25 protein-coding genes are annotated in these 24,815 nt (G+C 41.6%); 13 read left to right on the top strand and 12 right to left on the bottom strand.

Going from position 1 to position 24,815, the window contains the following annotated elements; translation table 11 throughout:
• Position 1: 1 nt before the first annotated feature.
• The 3 genes from D8804_RS01105 (at position 2) to dltD (ending at position 3,240) form a co-directional block, all read left to right on the top strand.
• On the top strand, positions 2 to 694 hold the full coding sequence (locus tag D8804_RS01105) for a methionine ABC transporter permease (RefSeq protein ID WP_038805871.1): 693 nt from the start codon (positions 2 to 4) through the stop codon (positions 692 to 694).
• A gap of 171 nt (positions 695 to 865) precedes the next feature.
• Positions 866 to 2,020 (top strand): D-alanyl-lipoteichoic acid biosynthesis protein DltB, encoded by a 1,155-nt coding sequence (dltB, locus tag D8804_RS01100; RefSeq protein ID WP_125398528.1) that lies wholly within the window; start codon positions 866 to 868, stop codon positions 2,018 to 2,020.
• Between the two features lie 47 nt (positions 2,021 to 2,067).
• Complete coding sequence (gene dltD, locus D8804_RS01095) at positions 2,068 to 3,240, top strand: D-alanyl-lipoteichoic acid biosynthesis protein DltD (RefSeq protein ID WP_093586125.1); 1,173 nt, start codon at positions 2,068 to 2,070, stop codon at positions 3,238 to 3,240.
• Between the two features lie 175 nt (positions 3,241 to 3,415).
• Here the strand turns inward: dltD and D8804_RS01090 are convergent, their stop codons facing one another.
• Positions 3,416 to 3,985 carry an MptD family putative ECF transporter S component gene (locus D8804_RS01090; protein WP_125398527.1) on the bottom strand — a complete coding sequence of 190 codons (570 nt, stop codon included), beginning with the start codon at positions 3,983 to 3,985 and terminating at the stop codon, positions 3,416 to 3,418.
• Between the two features lie 133 nt (positions 3,986 to 4,118).
• On the opposite strand from D8804_RS01090, the gene D8804_RS01085 reads away from it, so the two are divergent.
• From D8804_RS01085 to nrdI, 5 genes are all read left to right on the top strand, one after another.
• The gene (locus D8804_RS01085) at positions 4,119 to 4,733 is read left to right on the top strand and encodes a YesL family protein (protein WP_125398526.1); all 615 of its coding nucleotides are present in this window, start codon (positions 4,119 to 4,121) and stop codon (positions 4,731 to 4,733) included.
• Positions 4,711 to 6,381 carry a sensor histidine kinase gene (locus tag D8804_RS01080; protein ID WP_125398525.1) on the top strand — a complete coding sequence of 557 codons (1,671 nt, stop codon included), beginning with the start codon at positions 4,711 to 4,713 and terminating at the stop codon, positions 6,379 to 6,381. Before D8804_RS01085 ends, D8804_RS01080 begins: the two co-directional genes overlap by 23 nt.
• Positions 6,382 to 6,393: 12 nt before the next feature.
• Positions 6,394 to 7,680: a response regulator transcription factor gene (locus D8804_RS01075; RefSeq protein WP_125398524.1), complete on the top strand. Its 1,287-nt coding sequence runs from the start codon at positions 6,394 to 6,396 to the stop codon at positions 7,678 to 7,680.
• Between the two features lie 60 nt (positions 7,681 to 7,740).
• Positions 7,741 to 8,274, top strand: a complete 534-nt coding sequence (locus D8804_RS01070) for an ABC transporter permease (protein WP_125398523.1) — start codon at positions 7,741 to 7,743, stop codon at positions 8,272 to 8,274.
• 77 nt (positions 8,275 to 8,351) lie between these two features.
• Positions 8,352 to 8,822, top strand: a complete 471-nt coding sequence (gene nrdI, locus D8804_RS01065) for a class Ib ribonucleoside-diphosphate reductase assembly flavoprotein NrdI (RefSeq protein WP_125398522.1) — start codon at positions 8,352 to 8,354, stop codon at positions 8,820 to 8,822.
• 85 nt (positions 8,823 to 8,907) lie between these two features.
• Here nrdI and D8804_RS01060 read toward each other — a convergent pair whose 3' ends face one another.
• The 3 genes from D8804_RS01060 to argS form a co-directional block, all read right to left on the bottom strand.
• The gene (locus D8804_RS01060) at positions 8,908 to 10,170 is read right to left on the bottom strand and encodes an NRAMP family divalent metal transporter (RefSeq protein ID WP_125398521.1); all 1,263 of its coding nucleotides are present in this window, start codon (positions 10,168 to 10,170) and stop codon (positions 8,908 to 8,910) included.
• Between the two features lie 195 nt (positions 10,171 to 10,365).
• Complete coding sequence (locus D8804_RS01055) at positions 10,366 to 10,611, bottom strand: MarR family transcriptional regulator (RefSeq protein ID WP_125398520.1); 246 nt, start codon at positions 10,609 to 10,611, stop codon at positions 10,366 to 10,368.
• Positions 10,612 to 11,057: 446 nt separating this feature from the next.
• Positions 11,058 to 12,746 carry an arginine--tRNA ligase gene (gene argS / locus D8804_RS01050; protein ID WP_125398519.1) on the bottom strand — a complete coding sequence of 563 codons (1,689 nt, stop codon included), beginning with the start codon at positions 12,744 to 12,746 and terminating at the stop codon, positions 11,058 to 11,060.
• A 147-nt stretch (positions 12,747 to 12,893) separates the two neighbouring features.
• On the opposite strand from argS, the gene argR reads away from it, so the two are divergent.
• Both argR and mutS read left to right on the top strand, forming a co-directional pair.
• Positions 12,894 to 13,340 carry an arginine repressor gene (argR, locus tag D8804_RS01045; protein WP_061418468.1) on the top strand — a complete coding sequence of 149 codons (447 nt, stop codon included), beginning with the start codon at positions 12,894 to 12,896 and terminating at the stop codon, positions 13,338 to 13,340.
• A 50-nt stretch (positions 13,341 to 13,390) separates the two neighbouring features.
• On the top strand, positions 13,391 to 15,925 hold the full coding sequence (gene mutS, locus D8804_RS01040; protein ID WP_125398518.1) for a DNA mismatch repair protein MutS: 2,535 nt from the start codon (positions 13,391 to 13,393) through the stop codon (positions 15,923 to 15,925).
• A gap of 40 nt (positions 15,926 to 15,965) precedes the next feature.
• Here the strand turns inward: mutS and D8804_RS01035 are convergent, their stop codons facing one another.
• Both D8804_RS01035 and D8804_RS01030 read right to left on the bottom strand, forming a co-directional pair.
• Positions 15,966 to 16,424, bottom strand: coding sequence for a DUF3021 domain-containing protein (locus D8804_RS01035; RefSeq protein WP_125398517.1), 459 nt, complete (start codon positions 16,422 to 16,424; stop codon positions 15,966 to 15,968).
• On the bottom strand, positions 16,421 to 16,861 hold the full coding sequence (locus tag D8804_RS01030; RefSeq protein WP_125398516.1) for a LytTR family DNA-binding domain-containing protein: 441 nt from the start codon (positions 16,859 to 16,861) through the stop codon (positions 16,421 to 16,423). The genes D8804_RS01035 and D8804_RS01030 overlap by 4 nt, the downstream gene beginning before the upstream one ends.
• A gap of 209 nt (positions 16,862 to 17,070) precedes the next feature.
• Here D8804_RS01030 and mutL point away from each other — a divergent pair, with 209 nt between their 5' ends.
• Entirely contained in the window at positions 17,071 to 19,020 is a 1,950-nt protein-coding gene (mutL, locus tag D8804_RS01020; RefSeq protein WP_125398514.1) for a DNA mismatch repair endonuclease MutL, read from the top strand.
• 150 nt (positions 19,021 to 19,170) lie between these two features.
• Here mutL and D8804_RS01015 read toward each other — a convergent pair whose 3' ends face one another.
• Positions 19,171 to 19,668, bottom strand: a complete 498-nt coding sequence (locus D8804_RS01015; protein ID WP_125398540.1) for a helix-turn-helix domain-containing protein — start codon at positions 19,666 to 19,668, stop codon at positions 19,171 to 19,173.
• A 158-nt stretch (positions 19,669 to 19,826) separates the two neighbouring features.
• Here D8804_RS01015 and ruvA point away from each other — a divergent pair, with 158 nt between their 5' ends.
• Positions 19,827 to 20,420, top strand: coding sequence for a Holliday junction branch migration protein RuvA (gene ruvA / locus D8804_RS01010; protein ID WP_125398513.1), 594 nt, complete (start codon positions 19,827 to 19,829; stop codon positions 20,418 to 20,420).
• A gap of 9 nt (positions 20,421 to 20,429) precedes the next feature.
• Positions 20,430 to 20,993 (top strand): DNA-3-methyladenine glycosylase I, encoded by a 564-nt coding sequence (locus tag D8804_RS01005; protein ID WP_125398512.1) that lies wholly within the window; start codon positions 20,430 to 20,432, stop codon positions 20,991 to 20,993.
• A gap of 83 nt (positions 20,994 to 21,076) precedes the next feature.
• Here the strand turns inward: D8804_RS01005 and D8804_RS01000 are convergent, their stop codons facing one another.
• From D8804_RS01000 to D8804_RS00980, 5 genes are all read right to left on the bottom strand, one after another.
• Positions 21,077 to 21,340 (bottom strand): SemiSWEET family transporter, encoded by a 264-nt coding sequence (locus tag D8804_RS01000; RefSeq protein WP_000166112.1) that lies wholly within the window; start codon positions 21,338 to 21,340, stop codon positions 21,077 to 21,079.
• A 73-nt stretch (positions 21,341 to 21,413) separates the two neighbouring features.
• Complete coding sequence (locus D8804_RS00995) at positions 21,414 to 22,448, bottom strand: S66 family peptidase (RefSeq protein ID WP_125398511.1); 1,035 nt, start codon at positions 22,446 to 22,448, stop codon at positions 21,414 to 21,416.
• Between the two features lie 320 nt (positions 22,449 to 22,768).
• On the bottom strand, positions 22,769 to 23,116 hold the full coding sequence (locus D8804_RS00990) for a TfoX/Sxy family protein (RefSeq protein ID WP_000331825.1): 348 nt from the start codon (positions 23,114 to 23,116) through the stop codon (positions 22,769 to 22,771).
• A 15-nt stretch (positions 23,117 to 23,131) separates the two neighbouring features.
• A complete protein-coding gene (locus D8804_RS00985; RefSeq protein ID WP_185774010.1) occupies positions 23,132 to 23,809 on the bottom strand; it encodes a DUF1129 domain-containing protein in 678 nt (225 codons plus the stop codon).
• An 11-nt stretch (positions 23,810 to 23,820) separates the two neighbouring features.
• Entirely contained in the window at positions 23,821 to 24,765 is a 945-nt protein-coding gene (locus D8804_RS00980) for a magnesium transporter CorA family protein (protein WP_000815621.1), read from the bottom strand.
• Between the last annotated feature and the right edge of the window lie 50 nt (positions 24,766 to 24,815).

Here is a 24,815-nt window from a genome sequence, read left to right as displayed (position 1 = left end):
GATGGAATCATTGATTCAAACCTATTTACCAAATGTCTATAAGATGGGCTGGGCTGGTCAAGCAGGCTGGGGAACAGCCATCTACCTAACCCTTTATATGACAGTTCTTTCCTTCATCATCGGAGGGTTCTTGGGGCTGGTGGCAGGTCTTTTTCTTGTCTTGACAGCACCAGGTGGTGTCTTGGAAAATAAGGTCGTTTTCTGGATTTTGGATAAGATCACCTCCATTTTCCGTGCGGTTCCCTTCATCATCCTCTTGGCAATCATGTCGCCACTGTCTCACTTGATTGTGAAGACTAGTATCGGGCCAAATGCAGCCCTTGTTCCACTTTCTTTTGCGGTATTTGCCTTCTTTGCCCGTCAGGTGCAGGTCGTCTTGGCTGAGTTGGATGGTGGTGTGATTGAAGCAGCGCAAGCTAGTGGAGCGACTTTCTGGGATATCGTTGGGGTATACCTATCCGAAGGTCTTCCAGATTTGATTCGTGTGACGACTGTGACCTTGATTTCCCTTGTTGGTGAAACAGCTATGGCGGGAGCAGTTGGTGCTGGTGGTATCGGTAATGTGGCCATTGCCTATGGATTCAACCGTTACAATCACGATGTGACCATCTTGGCGACCATCATTATCATCTTGATTATCTTTACGATCCAGTTCTTGGGAGATTTCTTGACCAAGAAATTAAGTCATAAATAAAAAGAGCCCTTCGGCTCTTTTTTGTTCTAGGTAGCTGCCAACAGGGGCATTTAAAGTTTTTAAATTATGGTATAATAGATAAAGCTAATTCTCTCTAGTGATAGGATAGGAAAAAACTAGAAAGATAAGTTCTGAAGCAAGATGAGAAAATGAAAAAGGAGTTCGATTGATATGAATTATTTTGAGGGGAATGAGTTTTTTCTTCTCTTGTTTGTAGTGTTACTGATTGGTTTTGTGGTAAACTTTTTTGAAAAACGTAAGGACTACTATATTTTGGCGCTCTCCCTCTTATTTGCAGGAGCTATTTATGGCAAGAGTCGAGCGATGATAGTCTATTTGCTTGCCTTTATCGTTTACCAATATTTTCTCGTATTTCTAGCACAGAGGATAGAAGCAAAGCGACTGAAACCACTGGTTTTCCTCTCTATTCTTCCCTTAGTGATCAATAAAGTCTTTGCTCTGACTTCTTTGCATTTGTTGGCCTTTATTGGAATTTCCTACATGTCCTTTAAGACCATTCAGATTATGCTAGAAATATCGGATGGCTTGATCAAAGAAAAAATTGGTGTAAAAGATTACTTACAGTTTTTGTTCTTTTTCCCAACGGTTAGTGCTGGTCCGATTGATCGGAGTAGGAGATTTTTAAAAGAGATAAACGAGGTCATGCCTCGGAAAGACTATCTAGAGTTGGCAGGGGACGGTGTTTATCGTATCGTTTTAGGTCTACTTTATAAGGTTGTTTTGTCAACCTATGTTTACCAGATGTTACTCGCTCTAAGCAATACGGGTACAGTCGTCTACTCAATTAAATATATGTACCTCTATACCTTGTATCTATTCTTCGACTTTGCAGGCTATAGTCTAATGGCTGTTGGAAGTAGTAACATTCTAGGTATTCAGACACCAATGAACTTTAACAAACCTTTCTTGAGTGTCGATATCAAGGATTTTTGGACCAGATGGCATATCACCTTGTCGACCTGGTTGAGAGATTTTGTATTTTCAAGAGTATTGATGCAGGTTATCAGGAAAAAATGGTTTAAAAATAGACTACACAATGCAACCTATGCCTATATGGTCAATATGTTGGTCATGGGTTTTTGGCATGGTCTTAGTGTTAGCTACATTGTCTATGGTTTTTATCATGGTGTCTTGATGGCTGGATTTGAAGTGTATCAAAAGAAAAGCAATTTTTATAAGAAAAATAAAAACAAAAACTGGTATAAGCTACTAAGTTGGTTTGTGACCATGAATCTGGTTATGGTTGGTTTCTTTATCTTTTCAGGTGAACCCTATAAAATCTTACTGACGATTTTAAAGAGATAAGAGATTGAAAAGAAGTCTGCCAGATTGAAGGGATAGGATAAAACGAGATGATTAAATTAAAAGCATTTTTACTATCGCTTGTGCTCGTAATTGCGACGCTTGCCCTTTTAAATGTGACATATGTCAAGAAGATTGATGATTATTATAAAGTCAAGGATAACAGTATTCGTTATAGCACTTCGTATGAAAAGTATAAAAGTAGAGATATTTTAACAAGCAATATCACTCCCAACACACTGGTTTTATTGGGGTCATCTGAGTTGGTTGCGACGATAAATGAAGACTATCATCCCAATAAAATTTTTAACTACAACGATTTTTATATCATGCAGATTGGGACCAGTTATTCTCAAAACATCATTCAGGCTACGACCTTGGGCTCTATTGAAGGATCGATGAGTAAGCGAAAAGTAGCTATAGTAGAGTCTGTTCAGTGGTTTGAAAAAGATGGGACCCATCAAGATGCCTTTTTGAACAAGGCTTCTCAGGAACATATTTTCCATATGCTAGATAATGACAAGATTAGCAAAGAAACGAAAGAAAAAATAATCAATCGCATTATCCAGATTACCAAAGGGAACAAGCAACAAAATGACATCTACAGAAAATATAAAAGTTATTTCATAGATGGAAAAGGAACCATTGTTGATAAAAAACTATTAGAGTTAGATAAGGCGATTTATTCCTTTAAGCTCAAACAGACTTTTTATCAAAAACATGCTAAATCAGATTATCCTTCACTAGGAGATAAAACCCCAGACTATGATTGGGAGAAAATGACGAATCAGTTTGTAGAAGAGGTCAAAAAGAAAACAGACAACAATGACTATGCGGTGGATAATAACTACTACAATACTTACTTAAAAGACCGCTATGCATCACTGAAAGATTCTAATAAAGATTTGAGCTACCTGGAGTCACCAGAATATTCAGATATGGAACTCTTCTTGACAGTTGCTAAAGAATTGGGAATCGAAGTTGAAGTCATCATTTTCCCAGTAAACGGGAAATGGAACGACTACACAGGTGTCTCAAGAGAGATGCGGGAAAAAACTTATAAAAAAATAGAAGATGTCGCAAAAAGCCATGGTGCAACGGTGCTAAACTATGGAAACAGAGAATATGATGATTACTTTTTATTTGACGTGATGCACGTTGGAGTGAAAGGATGGATGGAAGTTGAAAAAGAACTTTACAAATTTGCAAACCAAGCTAACTAACACACATCGTTTAATCTTGTGGACACTATTTTTCTATACGGTCATCTTGAGCATCGTGATTTACTGTTTTGTGACCGATTTTTCGAATATTCAAGAATTTATCTATAGTGAATTCTAAGATTGTATATTTAAAAAGCCCTGAAGCTAGGCATTGCTAGTCTTCAGGGCTTTTACCTTATAGTTTATCAGCTATTTTTTGACTTAGAAATTGCCCAACCACAGCCCCAATCAAGGCACCTAGGAGGATGCTTGAAACAAAGAGAAGGATTTTGTCCAACTCTGGAGCGACCATGATACGGTCAATGTATTCTTGGGATTTTCCACGCGCGAGTAAGGTAGCCACGTAAGCTTTGGGACGGATCCACATGAGGAAGATAGGGCCACTTGTACTAAAAGCAAAGACGAGGAAGGAGAGGGTGTTTTTGATTCGATCTTTGTAATTGCCGAGATGAGCGATGGCATCTGCTGCAAGACCACAGGCGATAGCTGGTAGAAAAGCGCCAGCGCCGTGTTTACTAGCTAGAAAAAAGAGAGCCATAAAGAGCCCGAGAGTGGTAATGGCACCAAAACGAGGAACCTTTGCTAAAAGAAGCATGTAGACGCTACCCCCGACAAGGGCAGAAAAGGCAGGCGCATAGAACATATTGCCCGTTGAATCCACCAAGTGTCCAAGTACTACTCCAATTCCTAGACAGAGGAAGTAGAGAACGACGGCTAAGAGGGTAGTTAAGATATTTTTCTTCATGAGAATCTCCTTATATAAAACTGTCAAAATCAATTGTATCACGCTTTTAGAGGATTGTAAATGGGTGCTCTATGTTTTTGAAAACGTTTGAAATATGATATAATAGTCACATAGTTGTTTTAAGGAGGATATTATGGGAAAGTTTCTAGAATTCGTCTTTAATCGTTTCTTTTTAGGAATGATTGCGACGGCTTTTTTCTGGTTATTGACACTAGCAGGGGGTGTGGTTTTTGGTTTGGCACCAGCTAGTGCAACTCTTATGAGTTTATATGCGGAGAACGGTTATACTTATCGGGCTTATAGTTTGAAAGAAGCTTGGGAATTGTATAAGAGTAACTTTGTCAAGAGTAACCTAGCTTTCTATAGTTTTGTACTTGTAGATTTAGTCTTAATCTATGGTTTGTACCTTTTGGTGCAATTGCCCCATCAGACTATCTTCCATCTCTTGGCAACCTTTCTCAATATCCTTGTTGTTGCCTTTGTTTTTTTGGCTTATACCGTTTCATTGAAACTCCAAGTTCACTATGAGCTCTCTTATCGAAATACTGTAAAACTCGCTCTTATCGGAATTTTTATGAATTTGCCGGCAATTGCCAAGGTTTTATTTGGTACGGTCATGCTTGTAGGAATTGGTTACTATATGCCTGCTCTTCTCTTTTTCGTAGGGATTGGTGTATGGCATTTCTTTATCAGTGATATGTTGGAACCCGTATATGAAAGTATCCATGAAAAATTGGCGACAAAATAAAATGAAGCCGTTCTGGCTCCACTCGCTCTTGCGCATCTATACCTTGGTGATGATTGCTATCATTGCAAGTTTTGCGGTCATGCTCTCCTATGCTGACTGGAGTTCTCGTGAAAAAGAAGCCCAACGAGTAGCTCAACGTGTAACGACTCGAACAGTGAGTGAGATTGAATATTACCACAGAGAGTCGACTCAGCTAGCACAGGAACTGGTTGAAAATCGAGCACGGATAGAGGGGATTTATAAGTATTTTAGTCTGAGTACATCGGATTATTTTTACTGGCTGTTGCAACGTAAAGCGTCTCCTTATGTTTCAGTATCCTTGTATGAAAATATTGATGATTTGTATGTAAGAAATGACTTTGTGACAGGTGTTGCAATTGTTTTGCAAGACTACAAGGAAGTCTACGTTTCTACTAGAGAGAAACGTAGCGGAGAGAAAATTCTTGCTGAGGATTTCAAACCAGCAGCCAATAGTTTTGCCATACCAGTACTTGATCCTAACTCCGATCAGTCGCTAGGTGTTATCTACATTTCTTTATCGCAGGATGTACTTTACCAAGCAATTGATAATACTCGCGGTCTGATTCCTGTGGCCGTGACGATCACCTCCCCTTTTGATACTGAATTGTTTCATATAGGGGAAAATGTAGTAGCTGAACGGGAAAATTGGATTGTTGGTTTGACATCACATGGCTATCAAGTCCAATCAGCAGTTCCTAAGGTTTTTGTTCTTACTGGGACTTTAACTAGTTCCGCTGTCATTGTTGGTTTGAGTGTTCTCTTTATTATTATTTTATATGTGACCTTGAGGCAGACCTTCTCCAATTACCAAAGGCAGGTCGTAGATTTAGTAGATTCTATCGAGGTGATTGCTCAAGGAGAAGAGGGACTTCGCATCGATACTTCTGAAAAAGATCAGGAATTGCTCCTCATCGCAGAAACCACCAATGATATGTTGGATCGACTGGAAAAGAATATCCACGATATTTACCAGCTAGAGCTCAGTCAAAAAGATGCCAATATGCGAGCCCTGCAAGCTCAAATCAATCCTCACTTTATGTACAATACCTTAGAGTTTCTGCGCATGTATGCCGTCATGGAAAGCCAAGATGAACTGGCGGATATTATCTATGAATTTAGCAGTTTACTACGCAATAATATCTCCAACGAGCGGGAAACGACGCTGAAACAAGAATTAGAATTTTGTCGCAAATACAGCTATCTCTGTATGGTGCGTTATCCAAAGTCAGTTGCCTATGGCTTTAAGATCGCGCCAGAATTAGAAAATATGAAGATTCCCAAGTTTACGCTTCAACCATTGGTCGAAAACTACTTTGCCCACGGTATTGACCACCGCCGAACAGACAATGTGATCAGTATCAAGGTTTTGAAGGGCCAAGGTTTTGTTGAAATCCTAGTGGTAGACAATGGTCGCGGGATGACTGCTGAGAAACTGGCTAGCTTGCAAGAAAAACTAACTCAGAGAAGTTTTGAGCACGAGGCAAGCTATAGCGGAGAGCGACAATCAATTGGAATAGTCAATGTACACGAACGCTTTGTCCTCTATTTTGGGGATCGCTACCAAATCAGTGTAGAGTCAGCTGAGCAAGAAGGTGTTCGTTACCGTATTACTATTCAAAATGAATAGAAAGGAAGGGAAATGTATAAAGTTTTATTAGTAGACGACGAGTATATGGTGACAGAGGGGCTCAAGCGATTAATCCCCTTTGAAAAATGGGATATGCAAGTCGTCGCAACAGCTAATCACGCAGATGATGCTTTAGATTATGTCAAGGAAAATCCAGTAGATGTGGTCATTTCCGATGTCAATATGCCAGATAAGACAGGACTGGAGATGATCAAGGAGATGAAGGAGCTGCTTCCAGATGCCTATTATATCTTGCTGTCTGGCTATCAGGAGTTTGACTATGTCAAGAAAGCAATGAACCTTAGTGTCGTGGATTATTTGGTGAAGCCAGTGGATAAGGTGGAGTTGAGTCATCTATTAGAAAAAATTGCGAGACAGCTTCAGGAAAAGGTGGAGCAAAGCCAAACTCTCAGCCAAGAATTGGATGAAGAGGGATTTACCAACTTCTTAGCGGGTAAAGACAGCTGGTGGATAGGCCTTTCAAAGGAAAAACAAGGATCTTTCACTATTCCTTACTATGTTTTAGGTCAAGACTGGCAGATTTTTATCTCTGATCAACCACTAGATGGAATCGTAGTAACGCCTTTTGGAGCACCCTACCAACAAGCCTTTGAAAAATGGAAGATCAACGCTGAAAAAGCCCTCTTCTACGGTTCAGTTAATCTAGAAAAATCCGAGAGTTTATTTGCTTATTACGAGCCGATTTATCGGGTGATTATCCAAGGAAATATCAATCAGATCATCGAAGAATTGACCCTGCTGGAGAAGGTTGTTTTGGAGAATACTCCGCGCGTGGCTATCACCAAACAGCTCTTCACCCAATTTGTCATGGATGTCTTCCACTTGTTTGAGCATCTAAAAGCGGATGATATGACCGAGATTGTCAAAGCCATCCATGCCATTAACTCCTTTGAAGAATTGGTTGCCTACATCAAAGAAACCTTGACTAAGTTTTTTGGTCAGTACCGCATGAATGAAAATGTGGTGAGTGTTCTTGAAGTCATCGGGCGTGATTATCAGAAAGAGCTCTCGCTTAAGGATATCAGCAAAGATCTCTTTATCAATCCTGTCTACCTCGGTCAGTTAATCAAGCGAGAAACCAACTCAACCTTTGCTGAACTGCTCAACAAACAGCGGATCAAGGCGGCGCAACAGCTCTTGCTTTCAACCAATGATAGTATTGAAGATGTTTGCTATGCTGTTGGTTACAGTAATGTTGGATATTTCTACAAGGTCTTCCGTAAATTGTGCGGAAAATCACCAAAAGCTTACCGCAAACAAGTCGAAAGTTCCCTGTAAAACTTGTATTTACGTGCAAAAAATGCTATAATGTCCAAAATACCTTAAGGAGGAAAAATTATGAAAAAGAAACCTATTTATCTTTGGGTTTTATTAGTCCTATCAGCATTGATTTCAGCTATGTCTTTGTTTGGAATACTAAGTCCAGTACCTAGTAAAGAAGCACTAGGTGCCAGTCAAGCACAAGTACAAGGCATTAGCGCTCAGCAGCTGGAGGATACGATTAATTATCTACATAAGACAGCTGAATTATCGCATTCGACTGTTAACATCGTTTTGATTATTTTATCTGCGATTTTAGTAGTCGCAGGTATTGTGCTCTTGGTTCGTAATCATTTGCAATATGCAAATTATGCTTACATTGCTTATGTTTTGCTTGCCATTGTTGGTTCGATTTATACTTATATGGGTATGCAAGATGCTGTACAAGCCATCCGTGATGAAACTTTGCGACTAGGAACAGAAGTCCTTGGAAAGGGAACAACGATTTTATTTGTTGTTATCAATGTCCTCTTCCTTGCCATTGTTTTTTACAAGATGTGGCGTCAACAAAAAGATTTGTCTGAGGAAGTCGAAACAGAAGAGCTCGCATAAGAGTTGACAAAAGGGAACTATCAAGTTACAATCTTGTTAGTTCTTTTTATATCGTAAACATAAAAATCGAGGTTAACATGAAAAAAATATCCTTAGTGTATATCAGTTTGAGTGGGAATACAGAGAGTTTTGTAACCCGACTTAAGGACTATCTCTTGTCCCAGTACGAAGGGATTGAGGTCCAAAAAATCCATATCAAGGATCTGGTCAAGGAAGGTCAAGAATTCTTTGAAATGGAACATCCCTATATCGCTTTCTTGCCGACCTACCTAGAAGGTGGGAATGGTGTCGATAACGGCGATGTTGAGATTTTAACGACTCCAGTGGGTGATTTTATCGCCTATGGAGACAATGCCAGTAAGTGTTTTGGTGTAGTGGGCTCTGGTAATCGCAATTTTAATAACCAGTACTGTCTGACTGCCAAGCAGTACAGCCAGCGCTTTGGTTTCCCTGTATTGGCTGACTTTGAAATGAGAGGAATGCTGGGAGATATTAAAAAGGTCGCAGCGATTATCGCGGACTTATATGGATTGGACTCAGAAAGTTAGAATCGTTCAAGTAGGCAGTTAGGTTTTCTCAACTGCCTTTTGAATGCAGAAAAAAGCACCCCAGACGAGGGTGCTGCTTTGTGAACTAACCTGCTTTTCCGATGGCAAGTGCATAGATAAAGAAGATGGCAAATCCAAAGAGGAAAACCAATCCTGCAATAGCGAGGAGTTTTAGCCAAGAAGGAAGATTTTTATTTTCACCTGTAACCAACACATAGTTCAAAAGGGCAAAGAATGGTGTTGTAAGAAAAGATCCAATCATGGCAAAGCGGAGCATGGTTGAAACTTGACCGGCAAAGAACTTGATGATGACGATACCAATGATAGCTGTGATGGTCATCCAGATGTTCAAAGATTTACGATTATCCTCTTTTTGATTTGCCAAGAGTTGAAGGGATGCCTGATTGACACGTGAATAGCCATCGATGACAGTAATCACTGTCCCAAAGATACAGAGGAAAGCGATGAAGGTAATCAAATATCGAGACCATTCGCCAAGGACAGAAGCGTACATGCCCACAAATTGCGAGATGTATTTGGCAGATGCCGCTTCAACCGCTTGACCTGTAGGATACTGAATGAGTGCTCCGAGAGCCACAAAGAATACAGCTAGGATAGCTGTTCCAATGTAGCCAACGTTAAAGTCGAAAAGAGCATCCTCTGTATTAAAGTTAACGGTCTTTTTCTTTTCGGCTGACCAAAGTGAGTTAATGGCTGAAATTTCAATAGGAGCAGGCATCCAGCCTAGAAGGGAAACGATAAAGGGGAGGGCTGCCATTTGCCAAGGTGTTTTCTCGATAAAATCAGAGCTGTATTCTGGGTGCTTAACGGCAGCAATGATGACGGCAAGAACAGTTGCAATAGTCAAGGCAGACATGATCCATTTTGCCATACCATCCAATAGTTTGTAGCCACCAAAGAGCAGCATGGCCCAAATGACAGCAACAAGGATAAGAGACCATTGAGTGATACTAAGACCAATCATTGGAAAGGCGCTAGCAATGATAGCTGAACAAAGGATGGCGACACCGGCAGTATTGACCAAGGCAGAAAAGACATTGAGAATAAAGAAAATCCAGAGATAGAGTTTTCCTTTTTCTGCATAGCCTTCAACCAAGGTCTTTCCAGTGTCTGCTGTGTATTCAGCACCAAAACGGAAAAATGGATATTTAAAAACATTGGCTAAGATGACCAAGAGAAGCAGAGACCATCCATAAGAACCGCCAGCTTGAGTGGAGGATACGATGTGAGAACCTCCGACTGCAGCGGAAGCCATTAGGATTCCTGGCCCCATTGCTTTCAGCTTGCTTGTCCAGGTAGATTGGTGTGATGAAGTAACTTGTGACATAAAAACCTCCCGTTTTTGAATTTTCAGAATAATCTGAATAGATAAGTTCTATTCTACAAGAAACTTATGAAAAATGCAAGAGAATTTTTGAAAAATTTAGAAAATTTCAGAAAAATCATATGAAAGATATGATTATCACAAGGAAATGGGATTGATGAGAGTAAAAAATCCGAGAAGAAAGCTTCTCGGATTCTCTTATTTCAGTTGCTCAGTGATTTCCTTAGAAAACAGGAGTCCCAAACGATAACCTTTATTGATGTAGTCAATCACATCATTGATATTTTCCGTTGTTTGGATCCTTTCGCGTATGTCTGTTTTGAAAGCTTCGTCTTTCAAAAGCTGTTCCTGAAGGAGTTGTTGAAGTTTTTCCTTTTCGTATTTATTGATAAGAAAAAGAACGACAAGACTGATAAGAACTAAGATATAAGCATACTGGCTCATAAAATCTCTCCTGATTTGATAAAAAATTGAAGGCATAAGAAAAGCGAAAGAAATTTTCGCTTTTCAACTAAGTGATTAGACTGGCGGAACAGATATCTGACAGATAAAACAAGACGGTCTTAACCTTTAACTGAAAAATCCATCCAGTTCTAATGAAGGCTAGTAAAACGCCAAGCCAAAGCCTGTATAAGATTTGACGTTAGTTTTACTTAGATTGCTTTATGATAAAGTTATTTGAGTGATTAGGACGTGCGTCTAAACCAATCGCTATTATTTGTTGGGATACATTAGTGAAGCGTTTAGGCAATTCGCCATATAGTTACGACGTACTGTAATAGAAATCGATATTATTTCTATTACAGTACTAGTGAAGCAGTTAGCTAGTCCGCATAAAAGCGGCTAGTGTCTAACAATTAGGAACTTTAGTTCCAATTGTTAGTACTGAATCACATCTTCTCTGGTGCTTCTACTCCAAGCAAACGAAGGGCTTCTTTGAGAACAACAGCTGTTGCATAGCTGAGGGCTAGACGGCTGTCACGCTCTGGACTTTCATCCAAGATACGAGTGTGGGCATAGTATTTATTGAAGGCTTGAGCCAAGCTGATTGCATACTTGGCAATGAGCGATGGATCATAGTTAACAGATGCGCGTTTGATGACACGGGCAAAGTCTTGGAGAAGTTTGATAATTTCCCAGCTTTCAGCATCATTTAGACTGTAACTTGCTTGAGCATTTGGTTGGAAGTCTGCTTTTCTAAGTAGAGACTGAATACGTGCGTAAGCGTATTGGATATATGGACCAGTCTCACCTTCAAAGGAAACCATTGCTTCCAAATCAAAGTCATAACCATTTCGACGGTCAGTCTTCAGATCGTAGAATTTGACAGCTCCAACCCCAACAGCTTGGGCGATTTGATCCTTGTTTTCGAGGTCAGGATTTTTCGCTTCGATTTGAGCTTTGGCACGGCTGATAGCTTCCTGAAGGGTAGGTTCGAGCAGGATGATATTTCCCTTACGAGTAGAGAGCTTTTGGCGATTTTTGGTTACAAGACCAAAGTCAACGTGAACCATATCATCACTCCAAGCAAATCCCATTTTCTTCAAGACAGCTTTCAACTGTTTAAAGTGGTTGGATTGTTCTTGACCAACTGCGTAGACATTTTTAACAAAATTGTAAGTACGAGCACGGTAGATAGCTGTCGCAATGTCACGTGTGATGTAGAGGGTTGCACCGTCAGATTTCTTAATCATAGCAGGTGGCAGGTCAACATCATCGAGGTTAACAATGCTAGCTCCGCGTGATTCTTCTAGCAAACCTTTTTCTTCAAGGATTTGCACGGCCTCGTCCATCTTGTCATTATAGAAGGCCTCCCCGTTTAAGCTGTCAAATTCAACGTTTAATAGTTTGTAAATGCGGTTGAACTCAACCAAACTTTCATCACGGAACCATTGCCAAAGTTGAGTTGCTTCTGGATCGCCATCTTCCAATTTTTTAAACCAGAGACGTCCTTCATCATCAAGAGCTGGGTCATTTTCGATTTCAGCATTGATGCGAACGTACAATTTCAACAATTCGTCAATCGGATTAGCTTCGACGGCTTCCTTACTTCCCCATTTTTTATAGGCAACCATGAGAAGGCCAAACTGTTTCCCCCAGTCTCCAAGGTGGTTGATTTTAATAGTGTTGTAGCCCATTTTCTTAAAGATATTAGAAAGAGCATCTCCGATAACAGTTGAACGCAAGTGACCTACTGAGAAGGGTTTTGCGATGTTTGGACTTGATAGGTCAATCGTGATATTTTGCCCTTGGCCTTCCGTTTGTTGAGCGTAGTCAGATCCTTTTTCGATGATCTCTTTGATAACTGCTCCAGAAATAGCAGATTTATCAAGGAAGAAGTTGACGTAAGGACCAGTTGCAACAACTTTTTCAAAGGCTTGGCTGTTGATTTTTTCAGCGATTTCAGCAGCAATCATTTGAGGGGCTTTGCGTTCGACTTTTGCAAGTGAGAAAGCAGGAAAAGCGATATCTCCCATGTCAGAGTTTTTGGGTTGTTCTAATAAATTGAAAATAGCCTCTTGATCCAGGCTATCGATGACGCTAGCCAATTCACTAGCAATCAGTTTTTTTGTACTCATAAGTAGGCTCCTTTTGGACTTTTATTCTATTTTATCATAAATTTAGTGAAAGAAGAAAGATTTTTTTGAATTATTCAGTTTTTTTGGTATAATTATATCTAAAAATAAACCCGAAATCGGTTATAAATATTCATGTAAGAGGTTGATATGAGAAAAAAAGAACGACACCAGTTGATTAAAAAGATGATCACTGAGGAAAAGCTAGCTACACAAAAGGATATCCAAGATCGCCTAGAAGTTCGGAATGTCTTTGTGACGCAAACGACCTTGTCTCGCGACCTGCGCGAGATCGGCTTGATCAAGGTTAAGAAAAATGGTATGGTGTATTATGTGCTAGCGAATGAAACAGAAAAGATTGATTTGGTAGAGTTTTTGTCGCATCACCTAGAAGGGGTTGCGAGAGCAGAGTTTACTTTGGTACTTCATACCAAGCTGGGAGAAGCAGCTGTCTTAGCAAATATTGTTGATGAAAATAAGGACGAGGCGATTTTAGGAACAGTTGCGGGAGCCAATACCTTACTGGTTATTTGTCGAGACCAGCATGTTGCCAAGCTCATGGAAGAGCGTTTGCTAGATTTGATGAAGGATGAATAGGGTTTTGGGACTTGTTCCCAAGCCTTATTTTTAACAAGGAGAAACCTGATATGACGACAGAAAAACTATCACCTGGTATGCAGCAGTATGTGGATATTAAAAAGCAATATCCAGATGCTTTTTTGCTCTTTCGGATGGGTGATTTTTATGAGCTGTTTTATGAAGATGCGGTCAATGCGGCGCAGATTTTAGAGATTTCACTGACCAGTCGTAATAAAAATGCAGAAAATCCGATACCCATGGCGGGCGTCCCCTATCATTCTGCCCAGCAGTATATTGATGTTTTGATTGAGCAGGGCTATAAGGTGGCCATTGCCGAGCAGATGGAAGATCCCAAACAAGCAGTTGGGGTTGTCAAGCGAGAGGTGGTCCAGGTCATCACACCTGGAACGGTCGTTGATAGCAGTAAGCCGGATAGTCAGAATAATTTCTTGGTTGCCATAGATCGTGATGGCAATCAGTTTGGTCTGGCATATATGGATCTGGTGACCGGTGACTTTTATGTGACAGGTTTATTGGATTTCACGCTGGTTTGTGGGGAAATCCGTAACCTCAAGGCGCGAGAAGTGGTGCTGGGCTATGACTTGTCTGAGGAAGAAGAACAAATCCTCAGCCGTCAGATGAATCTGGTGCTTTCTTATGAGAAGGATGGCTTTGAGGATATTCATTTACTGGATCCACGACTGGCATCTGTGGAGCAAGCAGCAGCTAGTAAGCTGCTCCAGTATGTTCACCGGACCCAGATGCGGGAATTGAACCATCTCAAACCAGTTATCCGCTATGAAATCAAAGATTTCTTACAGATGGATTATGCGACCAAGGCTAGTCTGGATTTGGTTGAGAATGCCCGTTCAGGCAAGAAGCAAGGCAGTCTTTTCTGGCTTTTGGATGAAACTAAAACGGCTATGGGGATGCGTCTCTTGCGTTCTTGGATCCATCGTCCCTTGATTGATAAGGATCGAATCGTCCAACGTCAAGAGGTGGTGCAGGTCTTTCTTGACCACTTCTTTGAACGTAGTGATTTAACGGACAGTCTCAAAGGTGTTTATGATATCGAACGCTTGGCTAGTCGGGTTTCTTTTGGCAAGACCAATCCCAAGGATCTCTTGCAATTAGCGACCACCCTATCCAGTGTACCACGGATTCGTGCGATTTTAGAAGGCATAGTGCAACCTGCCCTGGCCTATCTTATCGAACAGTTAGATGCCATCCCTGAGTTGGAGAATTTGATTAGCGCAGCGATTGCTCCTGAAGCTCCTCATGTGATTACGGAAGGTGGCATTATCCGAACGGGATTTGATGAAACTTTGGATAAATACCGTCGAGTGCTCAGAGAAGGGACCAGTTGGATTGCTGAGATTGAGGCTAAGGAGAGAGAGAACTCTGGCATCAGTACGCTCAAGATTGACTACAATAAAAAGGACGGTTACTATTTCCATGTGACCAATTCGCAGCTGGGGAATGTGCCTGCCCACTTTTTCCGCAAGGCGACGCTGAAAAACTCGGAACGCTTCGGTACCGAGGAGTTGGCGCGTATCGAGGGAGATATGTTGGAGGCGCGTGAGAAGTCAGCCAATCTAGAGTATGAAATCTTTATGCGTATCCGTGAGGAAGTCAGCAAGTACATCCAGCGTTTGCAGGCTCTAGCCCAAGGAATTGCAACGGTTGATGTCTTGCAAAGTCTAGCAGTTGTGGCTGAAACTCAGCATCTGATCCGACCTGAGTTTGGCGACGACTCACAAATCGATATCCAGAAAGGGCGCCATGCTGTCGTTGAAAAGGTCATGGGAGCCCAGACCTACATTCCAAACAGTATCCAGATGGCAGAAGATACCAGCATTCAACTGATTACAGGGCCCAACATGAGCGGGAAATCTACTTACATGCGTCAGCTAGCCATGACGGCGGTTATGGCTCAGCTGGGTTCCTATGTGCCGGCAAAGAGCGCCCATTTGCCGATTTTTGATGCTATTTTTACCCGTATCGGAGCAGCAGATGACTTGGTTTCAGGTCAATCAACCTTCATGGTGGAGATGATGGAGGCCAATAATGCCATTTCTCATGCAACCAAGGATTCCTTGATTCTCTTTGATGAATTGGGACGTGGAACTGCAACTTATGACGGGATGGCTCTTGCCCAGTCCATCATCGAATACATTCATGAACATATCGGAGCCAAAACCCTCTTTGCGACCCACTACCATGAGTTGACCAGTCTGGAGTCTAGCTTGGAACAATTGGTCAATGTCCACGTGGCAACCTTGGAGCAGGATGGGCAGGTCACCTTCCTTCACAAGATCGAACCAGGACCAGCTGACAAATCCTATGGTATCCACGTTGCTAAGATTGCTGGCTTACCAGCAGAACTTTTAGCAAGAGCGGATAAGATTTTGACCCAACTGGAGAATCAAGGGAAGGAAAGTCCTGCTCCGATGAGACAAACAAGTGCTGTCACAGAACAGATGTCACTCTTTGATGCGCCTGAAGAACATCCTATCCTAGCAGAATTAGCTAAACTGGATATTTACAACATGACACCTATGCAGGCTATGAATGTCTTAGTCGAGTTCAAACAAAAGTTATAAAAAGAGCCCACTCACATTTTTGTGAGTGGATTTTTCTCTATTACTTTTTATGGACCAAAAGTTGATTGATGTAGTCCACTTTTTTAGCTTCTCTTTTATAGAGAATAGTCCAGATGATAAGGTAGACAATCGCAAACTCTGGAATGAGCTGGAGATAGAAGGTCCAGTGGAAGGGAAACCAACCAGCCAGAGTTGCCAGTGGGATAAATCCAGCCAGCATGAGGAAGAAATGGGAAAGTGTGGCACGGAGCAAGCTCCAGTCACGGCTGAATAATCGCTTGCCAAAGCTAAAGAGAACGCCGATAGCTGACCAGATAAGTGTGCAGTAGAGCAAAACCAGGGCGCCGTGAACCTGATGTTGAGTCATCACTTGGCCGATGAGAGAGTCGGAACTTAATGGGGAGTAGGTACTTGGTGCATAAATGAGTGAAAAGATGATAGAGAGGATGAGGCCGATGAGGACGCCAGCAGCTGCGTCGTGAAATACTTGTTTTTTCATAGTTCTAATTTCTCCTTGATGGTTTTTAGGTAACGGCGTGAAGAGTAGGTGAAGCTTTCGTTTTTTAAGAAAATTTCAACCAGACCGTTGGGCGTGAGCTTGAGATGAGAGATGGAGTCGATATTGACGATTTCAGATTGGGAAATTTGGATAAAAGTTGTCGGCAGAATTTCAAGAACCTGATAGAGTCGCAAATCAATGCTGTAGGTCTGAGATGCAGTTTCTGCTAGAACCTTGCGATTCTCGATATAGAAGCGTTGTATCTTACAAATCTTAACTAGATAGACCTGATCTTCAATCTTTCCTTTGATTGTTTCTTTTTGGTCAAGATTTTCAGCGAATTCGATGACTTTCTGGACTTTCTCGGTTGATTTAGGTGCTTGGACAATCAGCTTTTCTTCCTTGTACGTCTCCTTAATCTGTAGTTCTACTTTCATAAATTTCCCTCCTTTTCAGTTATACAAGGTTGTGATCACTTCCTGTACAACCTTTATTAAACACTATTTTATTTTCAAAAACAAGAGCTTTTGTCTATGTGGAGGGATTTGGAGTCTATGTGGTATTTGCTTTTTCTGGTAGCATCTGAAATATGGTATAATAGCACTAATCAATTTCTAGGAAAATAGATACAGAAAGGAGCTGAAAGATGTCTCATATTATTGAATTGCCAGAGGTGCTGGCAAACCAGATCGCGGCAGGAGAGGTTATCGAACGTCCTGCCAGTGTGGTTAAAGAGTTGGTAGAAAATGCCATTGACGCTGGTTCTAGCCAGATTATCATTGAGATTGAGGAAGCTGGTCTCAAGAAAATTCAAATCACTGATAATGGTCATGGAATTGTCCACGATGAGGTGGAATTGGCTCTGCGTCGTCATGCGACCAGTAAGATAAAAAACCAAGCAGATCTCTTTCGGATTCGGACGCTTGGTTTTCGTGGTGAAGCCCTGCCTTCTATTGCTTCTGTCAGTGTTCTGACTCTGTTGACGGCGGTGGATGGTGCGAGTCATGGGACCAAGCTCGTTGCGCGTGGGGGTGAAGTTGAGGAAGTCATCCCAGCGACTAGTCCTGTAGGAACCAAGGTTTGTGTGGAGGACCTCTTTTTCAACACACCAGCCCGTCTCAAGTATATGAAGAGCCAGCAAGCGGAGTTGTCTCATATCATTGATATTGTCAACCGTCTGGGATTAGCTCATCCCGAGATTTCTTTTAGTTTAATCAGTGATGGCAAGGAAATGACGCGGACAGCAGGGACTGGTCAACTGCGTCAAGCCATCGCAGGAATTTATGGTTTGGCAAGTGCTAAGAAGATGATTGCCATTGAGAACTCTGACCTAGATTTCGAAATTTCAGGATTTGTGTCATTGCCTGAGTTGACCCGAGCCAACCGCAACTATATCAGCCTCTTCATCAATGGGCGTTATATCAAGAACTTTCTGCTCAATCGTGCCATTTTAGATGGTTATGGAAGCAAGCTTATGGTGGGGCGTTTTCCACTGGCAGTCATTCATATCCATATCGATCCTTACCTAGCAGATGTCAATGTGCATCCAACCAAGCAAGAGGTTCGGATTTCTAAGGAAAGAGAACTAATGGCGCTGGTTTCGGAAGCTATTTCTAACAGTCTCAAAGAGCAAGCCTTGATCCCTGATGCCTTGGAAAATCTTGCCAAATCTACTGTGCGCAATCGTCAAAAGGTAGAGCAGACCATCCTCCCACTAAAAGAAAATACGCTTTACTATGAAAAAACAGAACTCTCAAGACCCAGTCAAGCTGAGGTGGCTGATCATCAGGTTGAATTAACTGAGGAAGGGAAAGATTTAACCTTGTTTGCCAAGGAAACCTTGGACCAGCTGACTAGACCAGCAAAACTGCATTTTGCAGAGAGAAAGCCTGTTAACTACGACCAACTAGACCATCCAGAGTTAGATCTTGCTAGCCTCGATAAGGCTTATGACAAGCTGGAGAGAGAAGAATCTTCAAGCTTCCCAGAGTTGGAATTTTTCGGGCAAATGCACGGGACCTATCTTTTTGCCCAAGGGCGAGATGGTCTCTATATCATAGACCAACACGCGGCTCAGGAACGAGTTAAGTACGAGGAATACCGTGAAAGCATCGGAAATGTTGACCAGAGCCAGCAGCAACTCCTAGTGCCCTACATCTTTGAATTTCCTGCGGATGATGCTCTTCGTCTCAAGGAAAGAATGGCACTTTTGGAGGAAGTGGGCGTCTTTTTAGCAGAGTACGGAGAAAATCAATTTATCCTGCGTGAGCATCCTATTTGGATGGTAGAGGAAGAAATTGAGTTTGGTATCTATGAAATGTGTGATATGCTCCTCTTGACCAAGGAAGTTTCGATCAAGAAATACCGAGCAGAGCTGGCTATCATGATGTCCTGCAAGCGGTCTATCAAGGCCAACCATCGTATCGATGACCATTCAGCTCGACAGCTCCTTTATCAGCTTTCTCAATGTGACAATCCCTATAACTGTCCCCACGGACGTCCGGTTTTGGTGCATTTCACAAAGTCGGATATGGAAAAGATGTTCCGACGCATTCAGGAGAATCATACCAGCCTCCGAGAGTTGGGGAAATATTAAGAACACAAAAAGCCTTTGTTCCTTTTGAACAAGGATTTTTAGCTTTTCTAAGGAGGTACTTTGACTGAACATGGGAAACTTGACACGAGGTTTACACTTGCTTGACAAGACCAGTCCTATAAAAGTACTGAGAAATATGAATCAATTGACTCAAGGTTTCGCAGAGTCGTCTTGGTTTGAAGGATTCTCAAGACCAATCACCCTATCAAGATAACGTTGTTTGGTTTTGAGAGCCTTGTTGATAGCAATTGCAGACGCAATCAAGAGTACGAAGGTTAGCCAAATCCAGGCGGTGAATTCGACTGGAAAACTAGAACCGGCTAAAAAGAGATAGATAGCCAGAGCCAAGACGAAAATATAAATCGCTTGCCAGAGACCATAGGATTTAACCTCTTTATAGTATTTGTCCTTATCTTCCTCCAAAATCACTGCCGTGGAATCTTTTTCAGAGTTTTCATCCAGTAGCAGATAGTCAGTTGTTACTTGGAAAATCTTGCTTAATTCAATGATTTTTTCGATTTCTGGAAGGACTTGTCCAGACTCCCATTTTGAGATGCTTTGCCGAGAAACATTAATTTTTTCTGCTAGCTTTTCCTGGGACCAACCTTTTTCCTTGCGGAGCTCAAATAGTTTTTCTGCGAGTTTCATCATTTTATCCTCCTTTTTCTACTTCTATCCTAACAATTTTTACTTATAATGAGAATACAATCTCCTGTACTATTTGTCAACCAGAGGTTGCACCTTTTGTTGCAGTCTGTATCGGGGAAATATGGTATACTAGATAGGCAAAATAATGGAGAAAAATTATGTACGAATATCTAAAAGGAATCATTACCAAAATCACTGCTAAATATATCGTTCTTGAGGCAAATGGTATCGGTTATATCTTGCATGTAGCCAATCCTTATGCCTACTCAGGTCGGGTCAATCAAGAAACTCAGATTTATGTGCACCAAGTTGTTCGTGAGGACGCACATCTGCTCTATGGTTTTCGCTCAGAAGATGAGAAGAAGCTCTTTCTCAGTCTGATTTCGGTCTCAGGGATAGGTCCTGTATCAGCTTTGGCTATCATCGCTGCAGATGACAATGCTGGCTTGGTTCAAGCGATCGAGACTAAGAACATCACCTACTTGACCAAGTTCCCCAAAATTGGCAAGAAAACAGCCCAACAGATGGTGCTGGACTTGGAAGGCAAGGTAGTAGTTGCAGGAGACGACCTTCCTGCTAAGGTGGTAGTGCAAGCAAGCGCTGAAAACCAAGAACTGGAAGAAGCTATGGAGGCCATGTTGGCACTGGGCTACAAGGCAACCGAGCTCAAGAAAATCAAGAAATTCTTTGAAGGAACGACGGATACAGCTGAGAACTATATCAAGTCAGCTCTTAAGATGTTGGTAAAATAGGAGAATAATATGACAAAACGTTGTTCGTGGGTCAAGATGACCAATCCTCTCTACATCGCCTACCATGACCAGGAGTGGGGCCAACCCCTTCATGACGACCGCGCTCTTTTTGAACTGCTCTGTATGGAGACTTATCAGGCTGGTCTGTCTTGGGAAACGGTACTAAAGAAACGCCAAGCTTTCCGAGAAGTATTTCATGGCTATCAAATTCAAGTGGTCGCAGAAATGACAGATGGGGAGTTGGAAGCTCTGTTAGATAATCCAGCCATCATCCGAAATAGAGCCAAGATTTTTGCGACGCGCGCCAACGCCCAAGCATTTTTACAAATCCAGAAAACCTACGGTTCCTTTGATACCTATCTCTGGTCTTTTGTTGAGGGAAAAACGATCGTGAATGATGTTCCTGACTATCACCTAGCACCTGCTAAAACAGTCTTGTCTGAAAAGTTATCTCAAGATCTCAAAAAACGAGGATTCAAGTTCACAGGTCCAGTCGCCGTTTTAGCTTTTCTACAAGCAGCAGGTCTGATTGACGACCACGAGAATGATTGCGAGTGGAAAAGCGGAAGTTAGTGAGTCCAAGCGTCTAACTATCTGAGAATATAGAAAAAAGCTGAGAAATTTATCTCAGCTTTTTGATTATATGCTAGTAATTTTTATAGTGCAGTGAGAAATGTCAGTCCACCTAAGACAACGCCAGCTGAATTTGGAATAATTAGTATCCAATCCTTCTTAGGTTCTTTTGTCCATCCGTAAATAACCCAAATTAAACAAGATACTGCTGCGGATAAAGGCTGGAATGGTTGAGCTTTGTTGCCTTGTAAATTGGCAAAAATTTGTGGGATATAGGCGATAAATACAATAATCCCGATAAAGGCCCCGATTGAACCGACAATTTGATTTATTTTTTGTTTAGTCATATTTACCTCCTTCAAAAAGATATCATAGAAATTAGCGAAAATCAATACAAAAGCACAAAAATGGAGAAATTGTTTATTTTTTGTTATAGTCAAAGCGAATGACTTGCTCTTTTGCATCCACATAAGCATAGACGCCAAAGGGCACAATGGCTCTTGGAGTTGCGTGGCCGACATTCAGATTATAGACAATCGGGATATTGTTATCAATGATATCCAATAGTGCTTCCTTATAGTCGTCATAGAAGGTTTCATCCATTGGCTTTCCGACCAAGAGTCCGCTTATGACTTCGAATATGCCAGTGTCCTTTAAAGTCCGCAACATTTTTTTGAAGTCTTCTGGCTTAGGCTTTTCTTGGCTTGTTTCTAGCAAGAGGATTTTTCCTTCCCAGTCGGATAAATCAGGAAAGAGTTTGTACTTTTTGCAGAGCTCCGTGCTATCTGCGTATAGAGAATTGTCAAAGATATCATAGAGGGACTCGAGACACCCACCGAGAATTTCTCCCTCAAACTGAGCATTTCCTTGCAACAAATCAAAGCCTGTATTTGCATGACTGACACGAGCTGTTCCCAGAGCCTTGGGACTAAAATCAGTCCGTTCCTCATACCAAACGTCGCTAGGGCGGATTTCTGAGATTCTCCCAGTCTCAATCAGTTCCTTAAAGTAGTGAAAGCTATAGGGCAACATCTCCTTGTCTAATTCACAAATGTCTGCTAGAAAGGATTGCCCATAAAAAGTCTTGACCCCTAGTTTATGCAACATGAGATGATTCATGGTTGTATCTGAGAAGCCAAGAAAAATCTTTTGTTTGATAACCTTTTGAAGCTGGTCGTTTTCAAAAAGATAAGGTAGTAAACGATAGGTATCATCCCCACCGATGGCGCATAGGATCATGTCGATGCTATCGTCCGAAAAGGCCTGCATCAAATCTTCTGCACGTGCCTCAGGATGGTCCTTGATAAAGTCTAAACCCTTTAGCGAATGGGGCAAGAAGACAGAATTAAGTCCCAAATCCTTGAGACGTTGAATACCCAAATCGACTTCGTGTTTGACAAAATCCTCTCCGATAACACCACTAGACAAACTAACAATACCAATAGTAGAAACTATATCTCATCCTCCTAGAAATAGATTGATACTCTTCGAAAATCAAATTCAAACCACGTCAGCTTTGCCTTGCCGTATATATGTTACTGACCTCGTCAGTTCTATCTACAACCTCAAAGCAGTGCTTTGAGCAACCTGCGGCTAGCTTCCTAGTTTGCTCTTTGATTTTCATTGAGTATGAGCCTATTTTATCACAAAAGGTGAGAGAAAACTACAATAATGAGACTCAGAAGTGCTATTGGATCTCAAGAAAGCAAGTGAAAAAGCAACCGCCTGTGCAGTTGCTTTTCGTTTTTCTAATCTCTAATCTCACTAGATATGAGTTACTTGGTCAACTCCTGATTATAGGAGAGGGCTAAATCAATCCAGTAAGGAAGTTCTTTTTGACCTTCGATATCTAGGTCTATATAGCCATGATAAGGTCGCCCTCTCATCAATGTAGTATGAGCTCCTGTTCGGGGTAGAACTTGCTTTTCCATTTCTTTGCCAATTCTCACCATAACCAGCTCGTCCTTTCTGGAACTGACTGTAAGGACCATTTTCCCACGAATCATAAAGGCAAGACCACCAAACAGTTTCTTTTCTTCTAACTCTTCTTCGAAAATTTGGGGAGGAAGTTTAAGTGCTAGAATTTTTCGAATCTGCTGAGCTAAGGATTGACTATATGCCATAGCTTTTCACTTTTCTTAATAACGTGATGGGCCCGCGCTTGCGCTTCGGATATTGAAACGTTTCTTGAGATAGAAGCGAAGGGCGAGAAGAGCAGCCCCTAGGATAGCCAAAGGCAATGGAGCAAGGATTGGATTGAGAGTGGCTGGTAGGAAGCTTGTTGCGAAGAAGACAGCCAACCAGAGAAGCATAGCAGCGAGGATAACGAGGATTGATTTCCAAAATGGAGGACGCTGGCTACGATCTGTGTCTGGTCCATAATAGCGGTAAACAAAGTAGTACATCAAGTAGAAGGCCACCCCTCCAACAAGTCCAACCAACAAGAGGGTAATCAAACCATAGCCAATAGCCTGGTCTGTAGAGAAAAAGTTGGTCAGAGCGCTAACCAGCGCAAAGAGACTGGTTATAAAAAGGGCTGAATCCATAATCATGAGTTTTGGATCATCATTTTCCTTAGGATGCTCTTTTTCGTACTGTTCCTTGACTGTAAAGCTATGAGCCCAGTGGGTTGGAGCCCCGTAGAGGGAGCGAGCAGTCGTTCCTTTGGCTTGTTCTTCAAGGATTTTAGGAATGACTTCCTCAAAGACAGCCTTGATTTCAGCATCTGTTTTGCCATCTTTGATAAATTGTTGGGTAGCGATGTGGATAAACTCTTGGTTTTTCTTGGTTAGTTTTTGTAAATCAATCTGAGACATAGGGATTCCTCTTAGAACCATTTTTTATGGATGAGATAGAGAGTGAGCGAGACACTCATAGCAAAGGCGATAAAGACGATTAACCAGAAGGCGTGTGGCTCGCCGTTTAGAGGGATTTCATTATCTTTAAAGTTCATCCCGTAGGCTGAGAAGATCATAGTTGGGACAGACATGACGATGGTTACGAGAGCCAGGGTCTTCATGATGTTGTTCTGGTTGTTGGAAATGATAGAGGCAAAGGTCTCTGTCATAGAGTGAAGGACGTTTCCATAGATATCTGCCATCTCGATGGCCTGTTGGGTTTCAATCAGGGTATCCTCAAGTAGGTCTTGGTCCTCTAGGTATTTCTTGATATTGCTAGTTGCGCTGGTCAATTTTTTAATCACGCGCTCATTTGTCTTAAGTGAGGCCTTGAAATAGACGATGGTCTTTTCCAATTCCATGAGCTCGATCAGTTCTTCGTTTCGAGTAGATTTGTGAAGTTGACTTTCGATTTGTTCGCTCTTACGGTCAATCGAACGAAGGGCTGTTAGGTAAAGCTCAGCGTTGCGGTAGAGGATCTGGAAGATAAAGCGCGAACGCATGAAGGTGTAAAAGTTACGCAGTCTACGGTTGATAAAGACATCAAGAACAGGGAGGGATTCCAAGCAGGTAGTGATAATGGTTTCCTCGGTGATGATAATCCCCAGCGGAATCGTTACGTAGTAGGTGCGATTGTTTCTTTCCTCTGTGATAGGAACGTCTACAATGATCAAAGTGTACTCATCTTCGATGGTAATACGGGACATTTCTTCCGCATCAAGTGGTGCTCGAAGGTCGGCAATGTCAATGTCAAAGGCGTTAGCGATTTCCAGTGATTCATTTTGTGTAGGATTGACGAGGTTGATCCAAGTACCCGGTTCAAGCGTGTCGATCTCTTTAAATTCAGTTGTTGTTGAGAGAAAAACTTGTTTCATATCCCCTATCCTTTCCTACTATTCAGTGATTCATTTTTCGCACCGTACTA

Source organism: Streptococcus oralis (assembly GCF_003944215.1).
In the GTDB taxonomy this organism is placed as follows: Bacteria; Bacillota; Bacilli; order Lactobacillales; family Streptococcaceae; genus Streptococcus; species Streptococcus oralis_BI.
Note: the sequence above shows the minus strand (reverse complement) of the source record. Positions and strands in the feature narration are given on the sequence as shown.

Bases quoted from the DNA above. Each gene is read 5' to 3' on its own strand.
- D8804_RS01005 (WP_125398512.1), top strand. From the start codon at position 20,430: ATGACAAAACGTTGTTCGTGGGTCAAGATGACCAATCCTCTCTACATC.
- D8804_RS01090 (WP_125398527.1), bottom strand. From the start codon at position 3,985: ATGAAGAAAAATATCTTAACTACCCTCTTAGCCGTCGTTCTCTACTTC.
- D8804_RS01075 (WP_125398524.1), top strand. From the start codon at position 6,394: ATGTATAAAGTTTTATTAGTAGACGACGAGTATATGGTGACAGAGGGG.
- D8804_RS00990 (WP_000331825.1), bottom strand. From the start codon at position 23,116: ATGGCATATAGTCAATCCTTAGCTCAGCAGATTCGAAAAATTCTAGCA.
- argR (WP_061418468.1), top strand. From the start codon at position 12,894: ATGAGAAAAAAAGAACGACACCAGTTGATTAAAAAGATGATCACTGAG.
- D8804_RS01085 (WP_125398526.1), top strand. From the start codon at position 4,119: ATGGGAAAGTTTCTAGAATTCGTCTTTAATCGTTTCTTTTTAGGAATG.
- D8804_RS01060 (WP_125398521.1), bottom strand. From the start codon at position 10,170: ATGTCACAAGTTACTTCATCACACCAATCTACCTGGACAAGCAAGCTG.
- dltB (WP_125398528.1), top strand. From the start codon at position 866: ATGAATTATTTTGAGGGGAATGAGTTTTTTCTTCTCTTGTTTGTAGTG.
- D8804_RS01000 (WP_000166112.1), bottom strand. From the start codon at position 21,340: ATGACTAAACAAAAAATAAATCAAATTGTCGGTTCAATCGGGGCCTTT.
- D8804_RS01035 (WP_125398517.1), bottom strand. From the start codon at position 16,424: ATGAAAAAACAAGTATTTCACGACGCAGCTGCTGGCGTCCTCATCGGC.
- D8804_RS00980 (WP_000815621.1), bottom strand. From the start codon at position 24,765: ATGAAACAAGTTTTTCTCTCAACAACAACTGAATTTAAAGAGATCGAC.
- mutS (WP_125398518.1), top strand. From the start codon at position 13,391: ATGACGACAGAAAAACTATCACCTGGTATGCAGCAGTATGTGGATATT.
- D8804_RS01070 (WP_125398523.1), top strand. From the start codon at position 7,741: ATGAAAAAGAAACCTATTTATCTTTGGGTTTTATTAGTCCTATCAGCA.
- D8804_RS01030 (WP_125398516.1), bottom strand. From the start codon at position 16,861: ATGAAAGTAGAACTACAGATTAAGGAGACGTACAAGGAAGAAAAGCTG.
- D8804_RS01055 (WP_125398520.1), bottom strand. From the start codon at position 10,611: ATGAGCCAGTATGCTTATATCTTAGTTCTTATCAGTCTTGTCGTTCTT.
- argS (WP_125398519.1), bottom strand. From the start codon at position 12,746: ATGAGTACAAAAAAACTGATTGCTAGTGAATTGGCTAGCGTCATCGAT.
- mutL (WP_125398514.1), top strand. From the start codon at position 17,071: ATGTCTCATATTATTGAATTGCCAGAGGTGCTGGCAAACCAGATCGCG.
- D8804_RS01015 (WP_125398540.1), bottom strand. From the start codon at position 19,668: ATGAAACTCGCAGAAAAACTATTTGAGCTCCGCAAGGAAAAAGGTTGG.
- D8804_RS00985 (WP_185774010.1), bottom strand. From the start codon at position 23,809: ATGTCTCAGATTGATTTACAAAAACTAACCAAGAAAAACCAAGAGTTT.
- nrdI (WP_125398522.1), top strand. From the start codon at position 8,352: ATGAAAAAAATATCCTTAGTGTATATCAGTTTGAGTGGGAATACAGAG.
- D8804_RS01105 (WP_038805871.1), top strand. From the start codon at position 2: ATGGAATCATTGATTCAAACCTATTTACCAAATGTCTATAAGATGGGC.
- ruvA (WP_125398513.1), top strand. From the start codon at position 19,827: ATGTACGAATATCTAAAAGGAATCATTACCAAAATCACTGCTAAATAT.
- dltD (WP_093586125.1), top strand. From the start codon at position 2,068: ATGATTAAATTAAAAGCATTTTTACTATCGCTTGTGCTCGTAATTGCG.
- D8804_RS01080 (WP_125398525.1), top strand. From the start codon at position 4,711: ATGAAAAATTGGCGACAAAATAAAATGAAGCCGTTCTGGCTCCACTCG.